Source organism: Kribbella sp. NPDC050820, from assembly GCF_040653975.1.
GTDB lineage: Bacteria > Actinomycetota > Actinomycetes > Propionibacteriales > Kribbellaceae > Kribbella.
In genome coordinates this window covers 82,541-101,186 of record NZ_JBFAHB010000014.1, presented here as the reverse complement: position 1 = coordinate 101,186, position 18,646 = coordinate 82,541, and the positions used below count along the sequence as shown (strand labels likewise).

The following is an 18,646-nucleotide window of genomic DNA, read 5'->3' as shown; positions in this document are numbered from 1 at the left end:
GGGCGGGTGTGAGATGTGGTGGTGAGTTAGGTCGCGGGGTGTACGTCGCGTCATACTCGTGGTGATGACTACGCCTCCCACCACCGTCGCCCTGGTCACGCTGGGCTGTGCCCGCAACGATGTCGACTCCGAGGAGCTGGCCGGTCGGCTCGAAGCCGGCGGGTTCCGGCTCGTCGAGGACGCCGCCGAAGCGGACACCGTGGTGGTGAACACCTGCGGTTTCGTCGAGGCCGCCAAGAAGGACTCGGTCGACACGCTCCTCGCAGCCGCGGACTACAAAGACGGCGGCCGCACCCAGGCCGTCGTCGCGGTCGGCTGCCTCGCCGAGCGGTACGGCGAGCAACTCGCCGAAGCCCTGCCCGAAACCGACGCAGTCCTCAGCTTCGACGACTATGCCGACATCTCGGACCGCCTCCGCTCGATCCTCTCCGGCACCAAGCACCAGCCCCACGTACCCCGCGACCGCCGCAAACTCCTCCCGCTGGCCCCCGCGGCCCGCGCCTCAGCCACCGATGTAGCCATCCCCGGCCACGGAAACCACATCCCCACCTCCCTCAAGGCTCGCCCAACCCCCGCCACGCCAACTTCCACCACGCCCCCGGCGAGCAGCGGAGCCGCAGCTCCCAGCGGTGCGGCGACCACCGCCGCTCGGCCAGTGACCGGCGGAGGCGCGGCGGCTGCCGGCGCAGAGTCGCCGACCTCACCGGACGGCACCTCTGCAGCCAGCACTTCTGCCCTAGGTGACGCTGCCGCGGCTGCGCGGGCGCTGGGCGGTCCGTCGGCGGCGGCGCGTGAGGGCTCGGCGGAGATCTTGGCGGCGGACGGTTCCGAGGGTGGGCTCGAGCTGAAGATCGAGGCGCCGGATCTGCAGGCGGCGCCGGCTAGTGGACCCCGGGTCGTGCGGCGACGGCTCGACGGTGGACCGATGGCGCCGCTGAAGCTGGCGTCCGGGTGCGACCGGCGGTGCGCGTTCTGCGCGATCCCGATGTTCCGCGGCGCGTTCGTCTCGCGGCGGCCGACCGAGGTACTCGGCGAAGCCCACTGGCTGGCGGAGAACGGCGTACGCGAACTCTTCCTCGTCTCCGAGAACTCCACCTCGTACGGCAAGGACCTCGGCGACCTGCGGCTGCTCGAGACCCTCGTCGGCGAGATCGCCGAGGTGCCGGGCATCACCCGCGTGCGTGTCTCCTACCTGCAGCCCGCCGAGATGCGCCCCACGCTGATCACCGCGATGACGTCGACTCCCGGCGTCGTCCCGTACTTCGATCTGTCGTTCCAGCACGCCTCCGGTCCGCTGCTGCGCCGCATGCGCCGCTTCGGTGACGCCGAGCGCTTCCTGGAGCTCATCGCACAGGTCCGCGCGGCCGCGCCGTCCGCAGGCATCCGCAGCAACGTGATCGTCGGCTTCCCGGGCGAGACCGAGGAAGACGTCGACATCCTCTGCGACTTCCTGTCCCGCGCCGGCCTCGACGCGATCGGCGTCTTCGGCTACTCCGACGAGGACGGCACCGAGGCCGAGACGTACGACGGCAAGCTCGACGAGGACACCATCGCCGCCCGCCTGGACCGCGTCACCCGCCTCGCCGAAGACCTCACCTCCGCCCGAGCCGAATCCCGCATCGGCGAACTCGTCGAGGTCATCATCGAGTCCACCGCCCCCGACTCCACCGCCACAGCGACCAACTCCGCCCCTGGCGCCAAGCTCGCCTCCGCCGCTGGCTCCGACCTCGGCCCCGGGCTGGATTCCGACGTGCGGCCGGAAGGGCGTACCGGCGAGGGGCGGGCGGCCCATCAGGGGCCTGAAGTCGATGGGTCGACGTCGGTGACTGGTCTTCCGGATGGCGTGCGTGTTGGTGATCTTGTGACGGCGAAAGTGGTCGGAAGCGACGGGGTAGACCTGATTGCGGAGTTCGCGGCACTCGTGAACCCCCGGGACGGCCGTCCGGCAGCTAACCTGACCGCGTGACCAACCCGCCGTCGAACCCGGTGCCTAGCGCAGCCGGTCCGCTCAGCGCGCCCAGCGCGTGGAACGTGGCCAATGCGCTGACGGTCCTGCGGCTGATCTTGGTCCCGCTGTTCGTCTGGTTGCTGCTGCGCGACGGCGGCACCGACGACGGGAACCGCCTGCTCGCCACCGCCGCGTTCGTGGTCGCGATCGTCACCGACCGGTTCGACGGCGACATCGCGCGCCGGTGGAACCTGGTCACCAACTTCGGCAAGATCGCCGACCCGATCGCCGACAAGGCACTGACCGGAGCCGCGTTCATCGGCCTGTCGCTCCTCGGCGAGCTGCCGTGGTGGGTCACCGTGGTCGTGATGGTCCGCGAGTGGGGTGTGACCGCACTCCGATTCTGGGTGATCCGGCACGGCGTCATGCCGGCCAGCCGCGGCGGCAAGCTGAAGACCGTCCTGCAGGCGATCGCGCTCGGCCTCTACCTCCTTCCCTGGCAGTCCGTGCCAGTCCTGCACTGGACCGCTGTCGCGTTCATGGGCGCGGCCGTCCTCGTGACCATCGTCACCGGCCTCGACTACGTAGGCCGAGCCCTCCGTCTCCGAGCCGCCGCCAAACGCCCACTCCCATAACCCGAGCAAGCCGGCACCAGCTGTGGGGTCCGGCCGTAGGTGTCCGGGCGCGGGTGCGTTCGGCGCGTGGGTGTTGGGGGCTGGTGCGGCTCGGGGAGAGTGTTGTTGGTTGGTGCCGTGGTTGGTGGTGCGCATGGTGATCGGCTTTCGGAGGTGTGTGGGTGTCTGAGGGGCTGGAAGCGGTTCTGGGGCGGTTGGTCGGGCTGCTCAAGAGTCGCGGGGAGACTGTGGCCACGGCGGAGTCGCTGACTGGTGGGCTGGTGGGGGCAGCGCTGACCGACGTACCTGGGGTGTCGGCTGTGTACCGCGGTGGCGTGATCGTGTACGCCACTGACCTGAAGGCCAAGCTCGCGGGCGTTCCTGACGACCTGCTGGCCGCTGTCGGGCCGGTGCACCCGGACACGGCTGCAGCACTGGCTACGGGCGTACGGGAGCGACTGGGCGCCACTTATGGGCTCGCCACGACCGGCGTGGCCGGCCCGGACCCGCAGGCGGGGGTTGAGGCTGGAACTGTTTATGTCGCAGCCGCTGGACCAGACGCGGTTGAAGTGCGCAAGCTAGAGCTGAGCGGGGATCGGACAGCCATCCGCAGGGGGAGTGTGCAAGCGGTGCTGGAACTGGCCGTGGCTGTGGTGGCGGAAGAACTCGACTGACCGGCGTGTTGAGACCAGCATGGGGACAGGTAGGGCAGACTGGCACGGCGCACCGAAGCTGGACATTGCGAGGAGTAGTGACCCAGCAACGGGTACCGTTGGTTCCTACGGTCGAGCTACCGTGCGAGTAGAGACGACCGGACAGGCGGAAGGGAGAAACCTCATGGTGCTGGTTCGTGGCCTGCTGGGCGACGTCCTGCGGCGTAAGCGGCTGCGCCAGGGGCGCACCCTCCGCGAGGTATCCGCCGATGCCCGGGTGAGTCTGGGCTACCTGTCCGAGGTCGAGCGCGGCCAGAAGGAGGCCTCCAGCGAGCTGCTGGCGGCGATCTGCATGGCGCTCGACGTCCCGCTGTCGACCGTCTTCGCCGAGGTCAGCGAGGACCTGGCCCGTGAAGAGGCCCTGGTCCTGGCCCACCCGACCATCGAGCCCGAGGTCGCTTCCGCCGCCTGATCGCACAGCCGGTCCCACAGGCCGGCGCGATTCGGCCGAACCAAATGTCGGCGCTGTCCCGGCGCGCCGCAATGCCTGCATTACTGGCAGTCGCTGAAGGTGTCGTAGACCTGATCTGCAGCAAATGGGGCAGCGTTTGTCGTGCGGTGCACCTGGGCAGGCACTTGTGAGCTTGTGACCGACATCGGTCGGCCTGCAGGTATCCGTACGAGCTTCCAGTTCAACCCGGACGCACTCGCGGTCGGTCATCGGTCGGCGTCCCGGCGTGTCTGGGTCGTCAGGGCAGCCTGGATGAGGCTGTTCCGGGTCGGCCAGATCAGTTGCAGGGCCGGGATCGGGCCTTCCCCAGGCCGGCGGAACATGGTGTTCGCCGTGAACAGATGAGTCGCCGAGTCCGGGAAACGCAGCAACGCGGCCTGCTCGGGAGGTGGGAAGTACGCCGAGAGGTCGTCGCCCTCGTCGAACTCCTCGCCGGTCTGCACCGCCCACACCAGCGGCTTGAGGCCGAGGTGGATGAAGGCCGGATCGGGATCGAAGACAATGATCTCCGGGTGGTCGTAGAGGCTCAGGCCCAGCGTGTAGCCGAAGGCTGGGTTGCGGACGCCGTCACCCTCGATGAACTGCATCGTCCAGCCATAGGTCCGGATGTTCTGCTCCAGCCGGCGCGCGATCTCCTCGTCGGTCTTTCCACCGCATGCGTCGCACATAACCCTCTCCTCTCATTCGAACAGATGTTCGATGCATCGGAGAAGATACCGGTGTTCGGACCCGTCACAGCGGCTGTCCACAGGCCATTTCCCGGGGCCACCCGATCCTGGGTTGGGCGATCCCAGGCTAGAGGTGCTCAGGTTGGCAAGTGGGGCACCAGTAGGTGACTCGGTCGCGTGGGGGAGTGCCGATGGAGGCGGTCTCGATCTTGGTGCCGCAGCGGCGGCAGGACTTGTTGCCGCGCTCGAAGACCCAGGTGCGCTGGCCGGGACGGTCGATGCCGGTGCTGACCTGGGCTCCGTTGCGGAGGTTGGCCTTCATCAGGCGGCGACTGAGGTCGACGGCAGCCGCGACATCGACTGATGCGACCGGACGCCAAGGATGGAGGCCGAGCAGGAAGCACACCTCGGTGCGATAGAAGTTGCCGATGCCGGCGAGGTTGCGCTGGTCGAGCAATGCCTCGCTGATCGTCCGTTCCGGATCGGCCTGGACGTTGGCGATCGCCTGCTCGCGGTCGAACGTCGGCGACAGCAGATCCGGCCCGAGATGACCGACCACGCTCGCCTCGTCGTCGGTCGCCACCAACTCGAGCACCGGCAGGCGGTAGCCGACGGCGATCCAGGACGACGTCTCCAGCACCGCGCGCACCTGATGGTCCGGCCCACCGCGCCAGCGCTCGCCCGGCCGGTACAGATGCCAACTCCCGTCCATCCGGAAGTGACTGTGCACGGTCACCCCACCGGACACCCGCATCAGCAGATGCTTGCCACGTGCAACGACCTCCAGCACCGTCTGACCGCTGAGATCAGTCGTGGCCAAGGCGGGCACGCGAAAGTCGGTCCGGATCAGCTCCTGCCCACCCAGGGCCTGGTCGAGCCGCTTGCACGCTCGCCAGACGGTGTCGCCCTCAGGCATGACTCAGGCTCGCAATCGCAATCCCCGCGGCGTCGCGTGGAAGCCCGCCTTCGCCAGCGCATCACCGAATGCCGTATGCCGGACCTGCTCACCATCCGCCGTCTCGACACTGAGCTTGCCGAGCTGCCCGTCCCTGATCGCCAGGGCGAGCGCATCGACGGCAGGCTGCAGCAGATCTGGGTCCTCGGTGAAGCTGAGCACGGTCCGCCCGCCGCGTTCGACGTACACGATCAGTTGGCCGTCGACGAGCATGACGAGCGCTCCGGCCTTTCGCCCAGGCCGATGCCCGCCGGCGTTCTCCCGCTCGGGCCACGGCAGCGCGGCGCCGTACGGGTTCGCCGGATCGGAAGCAGCGAGTACGACGGCCCGCGCAGCCGGCTCCTCATCGCGTCGACCGCGAGCCGAACCTGTCGACCCAGGCAACTCAGCCATTGCTCGCAACCGATCGACCGCGCCCGGCAACGCGAACTGGGCCGCCCCCAGCCCCGCCACGAAGTACCCGCGCCGGCACCGGCCTGACTCCTCGAATGCGCTCAGCACCTTGTAGACGGCCGCAAACCCACCGGGAGTCCGTTCGGTGATCACCGACCCGCGGGTGACGATCCCGTACCGGTCGAGCAGTGTCTCGGCCGCCGCATGAGCCCGCCGGGTCGCGTCCGGATTCCGGGCCGGAAGCAACGACCACCGTCCACCCGCCGTCGGCGGTCCGCTACGGGCCGGCATCGCCGGGCGCCCCGGCCGCGGCAGGCGTCCAGGCCGAGCGCGAGGCGTCGTACGGCGGGCTCGATGAGCGCCGCGTCCACCGCCGACAAGTGACCGGACGGGTGCGAGTGTGTCGTTGGTCAGCTGACCCGCCCACACCAGATCCCACAGCACGCCGACCAGGGTCTCGTCGTCCACCACACCGGCGGCCGCCCCGACGACATCGCTCAACTGGCGGAAGAAGAACGCACCCCCGCCCGACAACGCGTCGAGCACTGCCTGATGTGTCTCACCGATCTCGAACGCCGGATCGGGATCGGGCAACGTCAGGTCGCAGTTGTCCGCGAGATGCAACGACACCCAGCCGTCCGTCCCCGGCAACGAACCCGAACCCGCCCACACGACCTCACCGGTCGCGGTCAACTCGTCCAGCATCGACGGCTGGTACCCGGGCACCCGCGACGGCAGCACGATCGACTCGAGCGCCGAAGCCGGCACCGCACAGCCGGCCAACTGCTCGACCGCTCCGAGCAGCACGTCGTACCCACGGCCGCGGCTGCTGGTGATGCCTTGCCAAGCCGGCAGGAACCGCGCGAGCGCCGACGGATCGACAGGCTCGACCTCCTTGCGCAGCGCGGCCAGCGACCTGCGTCGCAGCAACCGGAGCACCTCGCCGTCGCACCACTCCAGCGCAATGCCACCCGGCAGGAACTCGCCCTCGACGACCCGGCCGGCCGCACCCAACCGCCGCAGCGCATCCGTCACCACCGCCACGCCAATGCCCAAGTTCGTCGCGAGATCGACCGCACGGAACGGCCCGTGCGTCCGCGCATACCGCGACACAAGATCCCCGAGCGGATCGGCGACCGGCTCGGCATGTGCCTCCGCGATCCCCGGCGGAAGAGGTACGCCGAGCGCGTCGCGGAGTCGAGCCACATCCTCAACGACAGCCCACCGATGCTCGCCGGCGATCCGCACCCGCACGACCCGTCGAGCCGCCGCCAGCTCCGTCAACCACGTCTCGGCATCCGCGTCGTCCACACACCGCTGGGATGCCTCGGACAGCGAGAGCGGACCGATCATCCGCAGCACGTCGAACAATCCCTCGGCATTACGCGCCCGGCGATCCTCGGCGAGCCGTTGCAGCTCGGCCTCGGTCCGCAGCACGACCTCGGCGTCGAGAAGCTCGCGCAGTTCCGTCCGGCCGAGCAGCTCCGCGAGCAGGCTCTGGTCCAGCGCAAGAGCAGCCGCACGCTTCTCAGCCAGCGGCGTATCGCCCTCGTACATGAACGCGCCGACGTAGCCGAAGAGCAAGGACTTCGCAAACGGCGAAGCCTCCGGGGTCTCGACCTCGACCACCGAGATCCGCCGCTCGCCGATCCCGGTCAGCAGATCCTTGAGCGCGGGCAAGTCGTAGACGTCCTGCAGCACCTCACGCAGAGTCTCGAGCACGATCGGGAACGAGCCGTACTTACTGGCCACGCTGAGCAGCTGCGCCGACCGCTGCCGCTGCTGCCACAATGGCGATCGCCGACCCGGATTCCGCCGCGGCAGCAGCAACGCCCGCGCTGCACATTCACGGAACCGCGAGGCGAACAGCGCCGACCCACCGACTTCCGCGGTGATCAGGTCCTCGATCTCAGCCGGATCGAACAGCACCAGCTCAGCACCCGGCGGCGCCTCATCCGTCTCCGGCAGCCGCAGCACGATGCCGTCGTCACCCGACACCGACTGCGCGTCCATCCCGTACCGCTCGCGCAGCCGCGCCGCGATCGCCAGCGCCCACGGTCCGTGCACTTGGCCGCCGTACGGCGAATGCACGCAGACTCGCCAGTCGCCGAGCTCGTCGCGGAACCGCTCGACCAGGACGGTCACGTCGTCCGGCACCCGACTGGTCGCATCTCGTTGCTCAGCCAGATACGACACCAGGTTGTTCGCTGCGTACTCGTCGAGCCCGGCGGCGCGTGCGCGCTCGACGGCCTTGGCCGCCGGCAGCGAAGCCATCTTCCGCACAAAGGCACCTGTCGCCGCACCCAGCTCGGCCGGCCGGCCGACCGCATCGCCCTTCCAGAACGGCAGCCGCCCCGGCTGACCAGGCGCGGGGGAGACCAGCACGCGGTCGTGGGTGATGTCCTCGATCCGCCAGCTCGACGCGCCCAGCGTGAAGACGTCGCCGACCCGCGACTCGTACACCATCTCCTCGTCGAGCTCACCGACACGATGGTTCGTCGACTCGCCGACCAGGAAGACACCGAACAACCCGCGGTCCGGGATCGTGCCACCGCTCGTCACCGCGAGCCGCTGCGCTCCCGGCCGCCCGGAGATCTCCCCGCTCACCCGGTCGAACACGATCCGTGGCCGCAGCTCGGCGAACTCGTCCGACGGGTAGCGACCCGAGAGCATGTCGAGCACCCCGTCGTACGCCGATCGTGGCAGCGTCGCGAACGGCGCGCACCGCCGCACCAGAGCGAAGAGCTCGTCCACGTCGACCGTGTCCAGCGCCACGATCGACACGATCTGCTGAGCCAGCACGTCGAGCGGATTGGCCGGGATGTGGAGGCTCTCGATCAGCCCGTCGCGCATGCGCTGCACGACGACCGCCGTGTCGATCAAGTCGCCACGGAACTTGGGGAACAACACGCCACGCGACACAGCGCCGACCTGGTGACCTGCACGCCCGACCCGCTGCAGACCGCTGGCGACGGATGGCGGCGCCTCCACCTGTACGACGAGGTCGACGGCGCCCATGTCGATGCCGAGCTCGAGGCTGCTCGTCGCCACCACGCACGGCAGCCGCCCCGACTTCAGATCCGCCTCGATCAGCAGCCGCTGCTCCTTGCTGACCGAGCCGTGGTGAGCCCGCGCGATCAACGGCGGCGCTGCCAGCGACGCACCTGACTGCGCCATCAGCTGAGCCGGTGAACCAGCCTCGGGCAGCTCCAGCTCCGCACGCTCGGCGGCGATCTCGTTCAGCCGCGCGGTGAGCCGCTCGGCCAGCCGGCGCGAGTTGGAGAAGACGATCGTGGACTTGTGCTGCGAGATGAGGTCGAAGACATGCTCTTCGACATGTGGCCAGATCGACGCGTGCTGCGGCGCACCGGCGGCCGAGCCGGAGGTCTCGATCTCGGTGCTCGCCAGCTCGGCCATGTCCTCGACCGGCACGACGACGCTCAGGTCCCACTGCTTGGTGAACTTCGGCTGCACCACGGTCACCGGCCGCTCGCCACCGAGGAAACGCGCCACCTCCTCGACCGGCCGAACGGTCGCCGACAACCCGATCCGCTGGGCCGGCTTCGGCAGCAAGGAGTCCAGCCGCTCCAGCGTCAGGGACAGGTGCGCGCCACGCTTGGTCCCGGCGACCGCGTGCACCTCGTCGACGATCACTGTCTCGACACCGCGCAGTGCTTCGCGGCCCTGCGAGGTCAGCAAGAGGAACAGCGACTCCGGGGTGGTGATCAGTACGTCGGACGGCCGGGTCGCGAACCGTCGTCGCTCGCCGGCCGGCGTATCGCCCGATCTGACCGCGACCTCGATGTCGATCGGCGCCTCGCCGAGCCGCCGCGCGGTCTCGCGGATCCCGATCAGGGGCGCCCGCAGGTTGCGCTCCACGTCGACCGCGAGCGCCTTCAATGGAGACACGTACAGCACCCGGCAACGCAGCTTCGGATCGTCCGGCGGCGGAGTACTGGCCAGCCGGTCGAGTGCCCAGAGGAACGCCGCCAGCGTCTTGCCCGAACCCGTCGGGGCGACCACCAGCGCATCCCGGCCCGCGGTGATGGCGTCCCACGCCTCGAGCTGGGCCGGGGTGGCCGCCTCGAAGACGTCGCCGAACCACGCCCGGGTCGCGGGCGAGAACCGGCTCAACGCGCTGGTTTTCTTCACGTCGCCCATCTTGCCGGGTCCCTCGGACAGTTTTCCGTCCCCGCCCCACCGCCCCGGTCTGGCAGTTTCCGCGTTTCTGCCTCTGACCAGGCAGTTCACGTCCGGTGACGGCGTTGTCCCGTTCTTCTGGAATGATCGACGGCATGATGAACCGCGTACGTGCAGCGTTCGTCCTCGTGGCCTGCCTGGTCGCGTTGACCGGATGCGTGAAACTCGACGCCGACCTCAAGGTCGGCTCGAACGAGACCGTCTCGGGCAACATGCAGATCGGCGTCGACATTCAGCTGCTGGAGGCCAGCGGCCAGTCGCTCGACAAGGTCCGCGGGCAGATCGAGAACGGGATCAAGGAGACCACGACTGACGGGGTCACCTGCAAGGCGTTCGAGGACGACCAGTACGTCGGTTCCAACTGCACCTTCGAGAGCGTGCCGTTCGACAAGATGGGCAGTTCGAGCGGTGAAGGCGTCAGCTTCCGCAAGGACGGCGACAAGGTCATCGTGACCGTGAAGGCGGACAACCTGGGCAACAACGTGCCGTCCGGGAGCCAGCCGACTGTGAACTTCAAGATCACCATGCCCGGCAAGATCCTCGAGCACGACGACGGCGCCCAGATCGACGGCCGGACAGCGACGTACGACAGCCTCGACAAGCTCGGGAACGTGTCGCTGACCTCTGAGGCGGGCAGCAGCTTCCCGCTGTGGGCAATCATCCTCATCGTCGTGCTGCTGTTGCTGGTCGTCGGTGCGGCCGTCTTCTTCGTGCTTCGCAGCCGCAAGGCCAAGGCGCAGCAGGGATATGGGCAGTACGGGCAGTACCCGGGGCAGCCGCAGCAGGGCCAGTGGGGGCCGCAGTACGGCGGCCAGCCTGGGCAGTACCCGGGACAGCCGGGCTACGGCCAGCAGCAGGGCTACGCGCAGTCCGGTCCGGGCGGTCAGTACGCACAGCCCGGGCAGTACGGCGGCCAACCCGGCCCGTACGGCGGACAGCCGGGTCAGGGCCAGCCGGGTCCGGGCGGTCAGCCGGGTCCGGCGCCGTACCCGGGTCAGCCTGGTCAGCCGCAGTACCCTGGACAGCCTCAGCCGCAGCAGGGCCAGCCTGGGCAGGGACAGTGGGGTCCGCCGGCCCAGCCGCCTCAGCGGGGTCAAGGTGGCTGGGGACAGCAGCCAGGCCAGCAGCAGGACGGTTGGGGGCAGGACCAGCAAGGCCGTCCTCCGGCGCAAGGCCAGCCTGGACCGCAGGGCGGTTCACAGGGCAGTTGGGGACAGCCACCGAAGGACGACGACGGGCAGGCATGAGACTGACGGAGTTCTGGGCGCGGATGGACGAGCATCTCGGTCCCGCCTATGCACGGACCTGGGCCGAGACCCAGGTCGTTCGGGAGCTCGGCGGCCGTACGGTCGTCGAGGCCCTGGCCGACGGTGAGCACGCCAAGACCGTCTGGCGGGCCGTCTGGGCCCACCTGCAACTCCCACCCAGCGAGCGCTGACGGCCGGCGGGCCGTCAGCGCCGCCCTCAGGTGGCCGTCAGCTCAGGCTCCGGCTCTGCGAGGTCGTCGGTCGGCTCCGGGTCACGCTTCTTCGCCAGCTTGCTCGGCCACCACAGGTGCCGGCCGATGTCGAGGTTGAGCGCGGTCACCAGCACCGAGCGAACGACGATGGTGTCCAGCAGGACACCGAGCGCCACCGCGATGCCGATCTCCGCGAACGCCACCACCGGCAGCGTGGCCAGCACCGCGAACGTCCCGGCCAGCACGAGGCCGGCCGAGGTGATGACGCCACCGGTCGCGGCGACGCCGATCAGCGCGCCGCGCCGAGTGCCGTGGATCTTCGACTCCTCGTGCACACGGGTCATCAGGAAGATGTTGTAGTCGATGCCCAAGGCAACCAGGAAGACGAAGACGAACAGCGGCAACGACACGTCCGCGCCGCCGAACCCGAGCACCTGGTCGAACACCAGCGCACTGATGCCGAGCGCAGCGCCGAAGGACAGCACCACGGTCGCCACGAGCAGCACCGGTGCGAGCAACGAGCGCAGCAACAACATGAGGATCAGCAGCACGACCGCCAGCACGACCGGGATGATCACCCTGTTGTCCCGGTCCGCGGCTCGCTGGGTGTCCAGCAGGATCGCGGTCCCGCCACCGGCCAGCGCGTCCGCTCCCGGCAATGCGTGGACTGCTTCTCGGACTCGGTCCACGGTGTCCTTCGCGGCCTGCGTGTCGGCCGCGTCTGTCAGGGTGCCCTCGAGATAGGCCAGTCCGCCCGCGACTCGGGGCTCCGTCACCGCGGCGATACCTTCCGTCGACTCCATCGCCGTACGGACCTCTGTCGCGCTCTCCGCGTTGCTCACCACGACGAGTGGATTGCCCGCGCCGGCCGGGAAGTGGGCGGCCAGGACCTTCTCGCCGACCACTGACTCCGGCGTACCGACGAAGGACTCTGCGTTGCTGAGGCCGTTCGCGTCCAGGCGCAGCATGCCGAGTGAAGCGACGGCCAGTACGAGCGTCGTCGTGACCCACGTCAGACGCGGGCGTACGGCGATCCGTCGGCCGATGCGACCCCACACGCTCGTCTCGGTGTGGTCTGCGGAGCCGTACGTCGGCTTCAGCGGCCAGAACACCCAGCGACCGCAGATGACGAGTAGTGCGGGCAGCAAGGTCAGCATGGCGGCCAGAGCAACGACGATGCCGACCGCTGCGACCGGTCCGAGGCCACGTGTCGAGTTCATCGAGGCAAGAAGCAGGCAGAGCATGCCGGCCACGACAGTCGACCCAGAGGCCACGATCGCCGGGCCGCACCGGTGCAGCGCGAACGCCATCGCCTCGTGCCGATCCTCATGTCTCCTGAGTTCTTCGCGATATCGAGCCACCAGGAGCAGGGCATAGTCTGTCCCAGCGCCGAACACGAGCACTGTCAGGATGCCGGCGCTCTGGGCGTTGACGGTGAGGTCTGCCTCGGTGGCGAGGTAGTAGACGACCGCCTGCGCGGCGAACAGGGCTGCTCCGGCTGAGAACAGCGGCAGCAACCAGAGCACCGGACTGCGGTAGGTCAGCAGGAGGATGACGATCACTACGGCGGCAGCGGAGTACAGGAGCTTGCCATCGATGCCGGCAAAGGCCTCCTGCGAGTCGGCAGCGAAGCCGCCCGGACCTGTCACGTGGAAGGACATGCCCTCGGGGCGATCGGCTGCGACGCGCCTGAGGTCGTCTGCGCGTTCGCCGATTGTCTCCCAGCCACCGGAGCCGGCGTTGATCGGCACGAGTACCTGCAGTGCCTTGCCGTCCTCCGACGGGATCGGCCCGATCACCTCACGGTCGATGTCCGGCAACTCCGCGAACCGCGTCACATGCTGTGCGACCGCCTGCTGGTCAGCAGGGGTGATGCCGGACGACCGCTCGTAGACGAGCACTGCTGGGATCTCGTCAGGCGAGGAGAACTGCTCAGTCGCTTTGAGAACTTCGGTGGACTCGGCCTTTCCCGGCAGCCAGGACACGGCATCGTTCTCCTGCGCACCGGTCAGCTTGCCCGCCGGACCGAATGACGCCGCAATGGCAACGAGCCACAGCGCCAGCACGATCCACTTGGACACCTTGCCGCACGGCAATGCCGCCAGCCGTCCTGCTCCGCCCACCACAACCACGCCCCCTAAAGGGGACGCCCGCCCGCACGCCGGACTGTCCACGACGCACCCCCCGATCCAGCCTGCTGGCTGCACCGGACAGGGTCAACGACCACGCTGTAGTACTGCACTCACCCTGCGTCTCAATGCCCGGTCGGTCAGGGCTTCCAGCCCGTCCGGGCGGCCCACTCCTCTGCAGGTAGGTAGATGAGGTCGCAGACCGGGTCCTTCAGGTCGGCGTAGTCCGCGGTCGACTCGATGGGCAGTGCGGCGGCCCGTCGCTTGAACTCGCCGTACGCCGCTGCCGTCTCCGGGTGGCTGCGCAGGTAGTCGCGGAACAGCAGGGCATAGCGCTGGTTGGCTCGACCGGCGACCCGGACGTGCAGGTTCACCCGGCGCCGGTACATCGGCTCGACCAGTAGCCGCTTGACCCACTGCAGGTCCTCGGCGGGCAAGCCGGGCACCGGGTGGTCTCGCCTGGGCGGACGCAGCTCCCAGTCGGCCGCGACCATCCGCTCGGCCACGTCGTCCAGCTCCGGTTCAGTCCCGACGGTCACCTGCATGTCGAGGACGTCCTTCGCCGCCAGCCCAGGTACGGAGGTCGATCCGATGTGGTCGATCCGCTGTGCCGCTTCCCCCAGCAACTCACTCACGGCGCGCGCGATCTTCTCGTACTGCGCCGGCCAGCTCTCGTCCGCCCTCACGATGACGATCCCAGTCATGCCGAGATCATCCCAGCCTTTGCCTGTGCTCAGACAGGCTTGACCCGGAAGGCGCTGGACATGAGGAGCTCGGCGGCCTCGTACGCCGCCTTGCGGATGGCCTTGCGTTCGTCGAAGAAGCCGCCGACCACTCCGATCGCGGGCAGCTTGCCGACGAATCTGGCGGCGAGAGTGCCGCGCGGACGCTCCTCGAACACGTCCCCCAGCCCGCCGAACAGCTTGCTGATCCGCCAGACCAGTCTCACGCCCTTGCGCAGTCCTGCCTCCTCCGACTCGTCACCGAGCCCCAGTTGCTTGGCCACATCCTGGCCGGCTGCGGTGGGGTCGTCGTACTTGAGCACCTCGTCCGGTGTGATCGGCCGGTCGGTCAGTACGCGGGCGATGATCGCCGTACGGTCGGCATGGGCCTCGACGCCGTACTCGCGGCAGACTGCGCCGATGACCATGGCCTGTACGGCGGCGCCGAGCGTGTCCTTGATCGGCAGGCGATCGGCGGCCGCACCGCTGATCCGGGGGAGGCCTGCGACGACAGCAGCGAATCCGCCGAGCCGCTCCACCCACCAGTCGCAGCGCTCCGCCAGCGGCAGCGTCGGCCACTCGGCGTGACCCGGCACCTTCATCTTCAGCAGCCGGTCGATCGCCAGGATCAGGCCCTTCTCGGCCAGGTTGGGCTGCTCCTGGGCCGAGTAGTCGGTGAGGACGCTGCGGATGCCGAACGGGTCCTGCGTGCGGAGCGAGTCGAGCACCGAGTCGATGCCGAACTCGACCCTGCTGAGCGCCAGGATGACGGCGGAGTCGGGGATGTCTGGACGGTCTGCCACGCCGCAAGGGTAGGGAGTCGGCGGGTCCAGGACGGTTGCCGGGACGACTTCGGCGTGTCAGTTGCGATTCGAACACGTGTTCGGGATAGTTTGGTCTCCTGAAGGTGCTGGGCGGCCGAGTTTGTCCACAGATTCCCGGTGGCGACGAAAACTGTCCGACGTAACCCGTACCTTCTCTGGCGACAACGAAATCCTTCGGGCGGCTGGGACGGCGGCCCCGATACGTAGATGGGTCAGGTGGCAGTCACATGGCTGGTGCAACGAGTGCGGAACGCGCGGCAACGGATCGTGAGAAGGCGCTGGCGACCGCGCTGACGCAGATCGAGCGGCAGTGTGGCAAGGGCGCGGTGATGCGGCTGGGGGAGCAGGGCAAGGCCCCCATCGAGATCATCCCGACCGGGTCCATTGCGCTCGACATCGCGCTCGGCATCGGCGGTCTGCCGCGCGGCCGGGTGGTGGAGATCTACGGCCCGGAGTCCTCGGGTAAGACGACGGTCGCCCTGCACGCGGTGGCGAACGCCCAGCGGGCCGGCGGTATCGCCGCCTTCATCGACGCCGAGCACGCGCTCGACCCGGAGTACGCGCGGAAGCTGGGCGTCGACACCGACGCGCTGCTGGTCTCGCAGCCCGACTCCGGTGAGCAGGCGCTGGAGATCGCCGACATGCTGGTCCGCTCCGGCGCGATCGACATCGTCGTGATCGACTCGGTGGCCGCGCTGGTGCCGCGGGCCGAGATCGAGGGCGAGATGGGTGACAGCCACGTCGGTCTGCAGGCCCGGCTGATGAGCCAGGCGCTGCGAAAGATGACCGGTGCGGTCAACGGCACCGGGACGACGGCCATCTTCATCAACCAGCTGCGCGAGAAGATCGGCGTCATGTTCGGCTCGCCGGAGACCACGACCGGTGGCCGGGCGCTGAAGTTCTACGCGTCGGTGCGGTTGGACGTGCGCCGGATCGAGTCGCTCAAGGACGGCAGCGACGTGGTCGGCAACCGGACCCGCGTGAAGGTCGTGAAGAACAAGGTCGCCCCGCCGTTCAAGCAGGCCGAGTTCGACATCATCTACGGCCAGGGCATCAGCCGTGAGGGCAGCCTGCTGGACCTCGGCGTCGAGCAGGGCTTCGTCCGCAAGGCCGGCGCCTGGTTCACCTACGAGAGCGACCAGCTCGGCCAGGGCCGGGAGAACGCGCGGAACTTCCTGCGCGACAACCCCGACCTGGCCAACGAGCTGGAGAAGAAGATCAAGGAGAAGATGGGCATCGGCCCGACTCTGGACGCGCCGGCCGACGAGGCCGCCGCCGAGGTCGATGTCGACTTCTGATCGACCCACCGCGGGCGGCAGCGATCCTCGGCACCCCGCCGAAGACGCTGCCCCCGCGGCTCTGTCTCTCCCCCACGCCGACCGCCTGGCCCTGGCCCGCTCACTCCTGGCCCAAGGGCCCGGCGCATCTCCTGACGCCGTCGCGCCCGACCAACGCCGTCGTCAGACCAGCACCTCCACGGATCCACAGTCGGCAGGCGACGCCACACTCGATCCACCGTCGCCTTTGAACCGGCGCCGCCCCATCGGCAGCATCAGGCGACGCCCCCGCAATGACGACCCGTGGTCAGACGACTCCACCTCCGACGACGCGTTCCCGTCGGACCGCGCCAGCAGAAACACGCGGACCTCCGCCGACTCACAGGCAGCAGAGGACGCCGCCGTACCCGACGCCGCGTCAGGTCGTGCGAGCGGACGCAGCACCAACCGCACCACCTCTGACTCAGGGCCTGTCGCGGACGCCAGACTCGACACCGCGTCGTCCCCAACCACACGCCGCGGCGCCGGGCGGGATGCGAATGTCGACGATCCCTGGGCGGAAGACGGCGTGCCGCACGAGATCTCCGGTTCGGGTCGCCGGGTCGGGAGGACTCGACCGACCTCCGGGACCTCGGATCCTTGGGACGAGCTTGAAGGCGTGCAGTCGACTGGGCCGGGGCGGGCTATTCGCGGTGGCGGAGTTCGGCGAGTTGCTGGGTCTGTGGATCCCTGGGGTGATTCGGCCGACGACGGGGAGTCGACTGGCCGTAGTTCTCGCGGGGTCGACCGAGCTGGGGCGTCTGTGGACCCGTGGGGAGACGATGCGGACGACGAGTCGACTGGGTCGGGTCGTGGCGGGCGTCGTACTGGCGGAGTCCGGAGCGTCGCAGGGTCCGTGGATCCTTGGGGTGATGCGGCCGAGTCGGACGGTGCTGGTCGCCGTACCGGCGTCGGGGGAGATGCGGGTGCTGACGACCGGCGGGCGGCCGCGAAGGCATTTGCGGCTGATGAGGAGTCGATCGCAGGTGCCGCCCGGGGCCGACTGGCGCCGGCGGAGGGCGTCGATCCGTGGGCGGAGCCGGACGGCGTCGCACCTGACCGCGCACAACAAGCGCAGACGCGGGCCGCGGCTGAGGTACGCGCGGAGTTGAAGTCTGGGCGCGCGAATGCGACGTCGGCGGATAACTCGTCTCAGGCTGGGGCCGGTCGTAGGTCGGGGGATAGCGGCCGCCCTGGAAGCGCAGGACGTGCTGCTCAGGCAGAAGACGAGGCTGGGGAGATGCCTCGCAGCGGTCAGGTCGGCGGTCGGTCTGGGGACGGTGCTGGTGTCGGACGTTCTGGGGGTGCTGGGTCCGGGGAGCAGGTGGATGACCGGGCTGGGGAGGTGCCTCGCAGTGGTCGATCCGGAAGTCGGTCCGGGGACGGGCGTGGTGCCGGGCGATCTCGGGGTGCTGGGCTTGCTGAGCAGGTGGACGACCGAGCTGAGGAGGTGCCTCGCAGCGGTCGGGCCGGAGGACGGTCTGCGGACGGGCCTGGTGCCGAGCGGTCTGTGGCTGGGCTCGATGAGCGGGCGGACGGTCGGGGTGGCGAGGCTGGGCGTGGTCGGAGTGGCGGGGGTGCTGGGGAGCGGCGTGGGGTTCGGAAGCGGGGGTTTGGGGGATCTCGGCGAGGGCGGGGTACGGCGGAGGGGCCGGAGGGGCCTGCGGATCCGGGGATGGATGGGGAGTCGGATCCGTATTCGGTGGCTCGGACGATTTTGCTGGACAAGCTGACGGGGCAGCCGCGTACCCGGGCTGAGTTGGCTGGATTGCTTGCTGAGCGGGAGATTCCGGACGAGGTGGCCGACGAGCTGCTCGATCGGTTCACCGACGTCGGGTTGATCGATGACGCGGCCTTTGCGAATGCCTGGGTTGAGTCTCGGCATCGGGGGCGTGGGCTGGGGAAGCGGGCGCTGGCACAGGAGCTTCGCCGGCGGGGTGTGGATGATCAGTTGGCGCGTGATGCGCTCGATGAGCTGGATCCGGAGCAGGAGGAGGAGACGGCTCGCGCGCTGGTACGGCGGAAGCTCAGGTCCATGCGCTCGTTGGATCGGCAGGTGGCCATGCGCCGGCTCCTTGGCATGCTTGCCCGCAAGGGATATCCGGGTGGCCTGGCGATGACGATCGTGAAAGACGAGCTCTCCGCATCCCACGAAGAGCTACCCCTCCTCGACTCCTCCGGCATCGAGCCCGACTGACAGGCAACCGTCGTCGCCCCACGTAGGTCTTGCCGCAGCCCTGCTAGAAGCTCGGGC

At 69.1% G+C, this 18,646-nt stretch carries 15 protein-coding genes; 9 read left to right on the top strand and 6 right to left on the bottom strand.

Annotated elements, in window-relative coordinates:
* Positions 1-58: 58 nt before the first annotated feature.
* The 4 genes from AB0H36_RS15510 to AB0H36_RS15495 all read left to right on the top strand — a co-directional run bounded on the left by AB0H36_RS15510 (position 59) and on the right by AB0H36_RS15495 (position 3,687).
* The gene (locus AB0H36_RS15510) at positions 59-1,966 is read left to right on the top strand and encodes a radical SAM protein (RefSeq protein ID WP_360522388.1); all 1,908 of its coding nucleotides are present in this window, start codon (positions 59-61) and stop codon (positions 1,964-1,966) included.
* Positions 1,963-2,583, top strand: coding sequence for a CDP-diacylglycerol--glycerol-3-phosphate 3-phosphatidyltransferase (pgsA, locus tag AB0H36_RS15505; protein WP_360522385.1), 621 nt, complete (start codon positions 1,963-1,965; stop codon positions 2,581-2,583). The genes AB0H36_RS15510 and pgsA overlap by 4 nt, the downstream gene beginning before the upstream one ends.
* Positions 2,584-2,744: 161 nt before the next feature.
* Positions 2,745-3,236 carry a CinA family protein gene (locus AB0H36_RS15500; protein WP_360522382.1) on the top strand — a complete coding sequence of 164 codons (492 nt, stop codon included), beginning with the start codon at positions 2,745-2,747 and terminating at the stop codon, positions 3,234-3,236.
* Between the two features lie 163 nt (positions 3,237-3,399).
* Positions 3,400-3,687: a helix-turn-helix transcriptional regulator gene (locus AB0H36_RS15495; RefSeq protein ID WP_360522379.1), complete on the top strand. Its 288-nt coding sequence runs from the start codon at positions 3,400-3,402 to the stop codon at positions 3,685-3,687.
* A gap of 245 nt (positions 3,688-3,932) precedes the next feature.
* On the opposite strand, the gene AB0H36_RS15490 is transcribed toward AB0H36_RS15495, so the two are convergent.
* From AB0H36_RS15490 to AB0H36_RS15480, 3 genes are all read right to left on the bottom strand, one after another.
* Entirely contained in the window at positions 3,933-4,394 is a 462-nt protein-coding gene (locus AB0H36_RS15490; RefSeq protein WP_360522376.1) for a DUF4262 domain-containing protein, read from the bottom strand.
* A 127-nt stretch (positions 4,395-4,521) separates the two neighbouring features.
* Complete coding sequence (locus AB0H36_RS15485; protein WP_360522373.1) at positions 4,522-5,310, bottom strand: DNA-formamidopyrimidine glycosylase family protein; 789 nt, start codon at positions 5,308-5,310, stop codon at positions 4,522-4,524.
* 3 nt (positions 5,311-5,313) lie between these two features.
* A complete protein-coding gene (locus AB0H36_RS15480; protein ID WP_360522370.1) occupies positions 5,314-9,903 on the bottom strand; it encodes an ATP-dependent helicase in 4,590 nt (1,529 codons plus the stop codon).
* A gap of 134 nt (positions 9,904-10,037) precedes the next feature.
* Between AB0H36_RS15480 and AB0H36_RS15475 the strand changes: the two genes are divergently transcribed.
* Together AB0H36_RS15475 and AB0H36_RS15470 are read left to right on the top strand one after the other, a co-directional pair.
* Complete coding sequence (locus AB0H36_RS15475; protein WP_360522367.1) at positions 10,038-11,189, top strand: hypothetical protein; 1,152 nt, start codon at positions 10,038-10,040, stop codon at positions 11,187-11,189.
* Entirely contained in the window at positions 11,186-11,380 is a 195-nt protein-coding gene (locus AB0H36_RS15470; RefSeq protein ID WP_360522364.1) for a DUF3046 domain-containing protein, read from the top strand. The genes AB0H36_RS15475 and AB0H36_RS15470 overlap by 4 nt, the downstream gene beginning before the upstream one ends.
* Positions 11,381-11,406: 26 nt before the next feature.
* Here the strand turns inward: AB0H36_RS15470 and AB0H36_RS15465 are convergent, their stop codons facing one another.
* From AB0H36_RS15465 to AB0H36_RS15455, 3 genes are all read right to left on the bottom strand, one after another.
* Complete coding sequence (locus AB0H36_RS15465; protein WP_360522361.1) at positions 11,407-13,524, bottom strand: MMPL family transporter; 2,118 nt, start codon at positions 13,522-13,524, stop codon at positions 11,407-11,409.
* Between the two features lie 146 nt (positions 13,525-13,670).
* Positions 13,671-14,234, bottom strand: coding sequence for a GrpB family protein (locus AB0H36_RS15460; RefSeq protein ID WP_360522358.1), 564 nt, complete (start codon positions 14,232-14,234; stop codon positions 13,671-13,673).
* Positions 14,235-14,263: 29 nt separating this feature from the next.
* Positions 14,264-15,055 (bottom strand): hypothetical protein, encoded by a 792-nt coding sequence (locus AB0H36_RS15455; protein ID WP_360522355.1) that lies wholly within the window; start codon positions 15,053-15,055, stop codon positions 14,264-14,266.
* Between the two features lie 248 nt (positions 15,056-15,303).
* Here AB0H36_RS15455 and recA point away from each other — a divergent pair, with 248 nt between their 5' ends.
* From recA to AB0H36_RS15440, 3 genes are all read left to right on the top strand, one after another.
* A complete protein-coding gene (gene recA, locus AB0H36_RS15450) occupies positions 15,304-16,374 on the top strand; it encodes a recombinase RecA (protein ID WP_360522352.1) in 1,071 nt (356 codons plus the stop codon).
* An 800-nt stretch (positions 16,375-17,174) separates the two neighbouring features.
* Positions 17,175-17,504, top strand: a complete 330-nt coding sequence (locus AB0H36_RS15445) for a hypothetical protein (RefSeq protein WP_360522349.1) — start codon at positions 17,175-17,177, stop codon at positions 17,502-17,504.
* Positions 17,505-18,094: 590 nt separating this feature from the next.
* A complete protein-coding gene (locus AB0H36_RS15440; protein WP_360522346.1) occupies positions 18,095-18,589 on the top strand; it encodes a regulatory protein RecX in 495 nt (164 codons plus the stop codon).
* Positions 18,590-18,646: the final 57 nt, after the last annotated feature.

Excerpts from the sequence above, each read along its gene's own strand:
- recA (WP_360522352.1), top strand. The coding sequence starts at position 15,304 with ATGGCTGGTGCAACGAGTGCGGAACGCGCGGCAACGGATCGTGAGAAG.
- AB0H36_RS15485 (WP_360522373.1), bottom strand. The coding sequence starts at position 5,310 with ATGCCTGAGGGCGACACCGTCTGGCGAGCGTGCAAGCGGCTCGACCAG.
- AB0H36_RS15475 (WP_360522367.1), top strand. The coding sequence starts at position 10,038 with ATGATGAACCGCGTACGTGCAGCGTTCGTCCTCGTGGCCTGCCTGGTC.
- AB0H36_RS15445 (WP_360522349.1), top strand. The coding sequence starts at position 17,175 with ATGCGGACGACGAGTCGACTGGGTCGGGTCGTGGCGGGCGTCGTACTG.
- AB0H36_RS15490 (WP_360522376.1), bottom strand. The coding sequence starts at position 4,394 with ATGTGCGACGCATGCGGTGGAAAGACCGACGAGGAGATCGCGCGCCGG.
- AB0H36_RS15480 (WP_360522370.1), bottom strand. The coding sequence starts at position 9,903 with ATGGGCGACGTGAAGAAAACCAGCGCGTTGAGCCGGTTCTCGCCCGCG.
- AB0H36_RS15470 (WP_360522364.1), top strand. The coding sequence starts at position 11,186 with ATGAGACTGACGGAGTTCTGGGCGCGGATGGACGAGCATCTCGGTCCC.
- AB0H36_RS15495 (WP_360522379.1), top strand. The coding sequence starts at position 3,400 with ATGGTGCTGGTTCGTGGCCTGCTGGGCGACGTCCTGCGGCGTAAGCGG.
- AB0H36_RS15460 (WP_360522358.1), bottom strand. The coding sequence starts at position 14,234 with ATGACTGGGATCGTCATCGTGAGGGCGGACGAGAGCTGGCCGGCGCAG.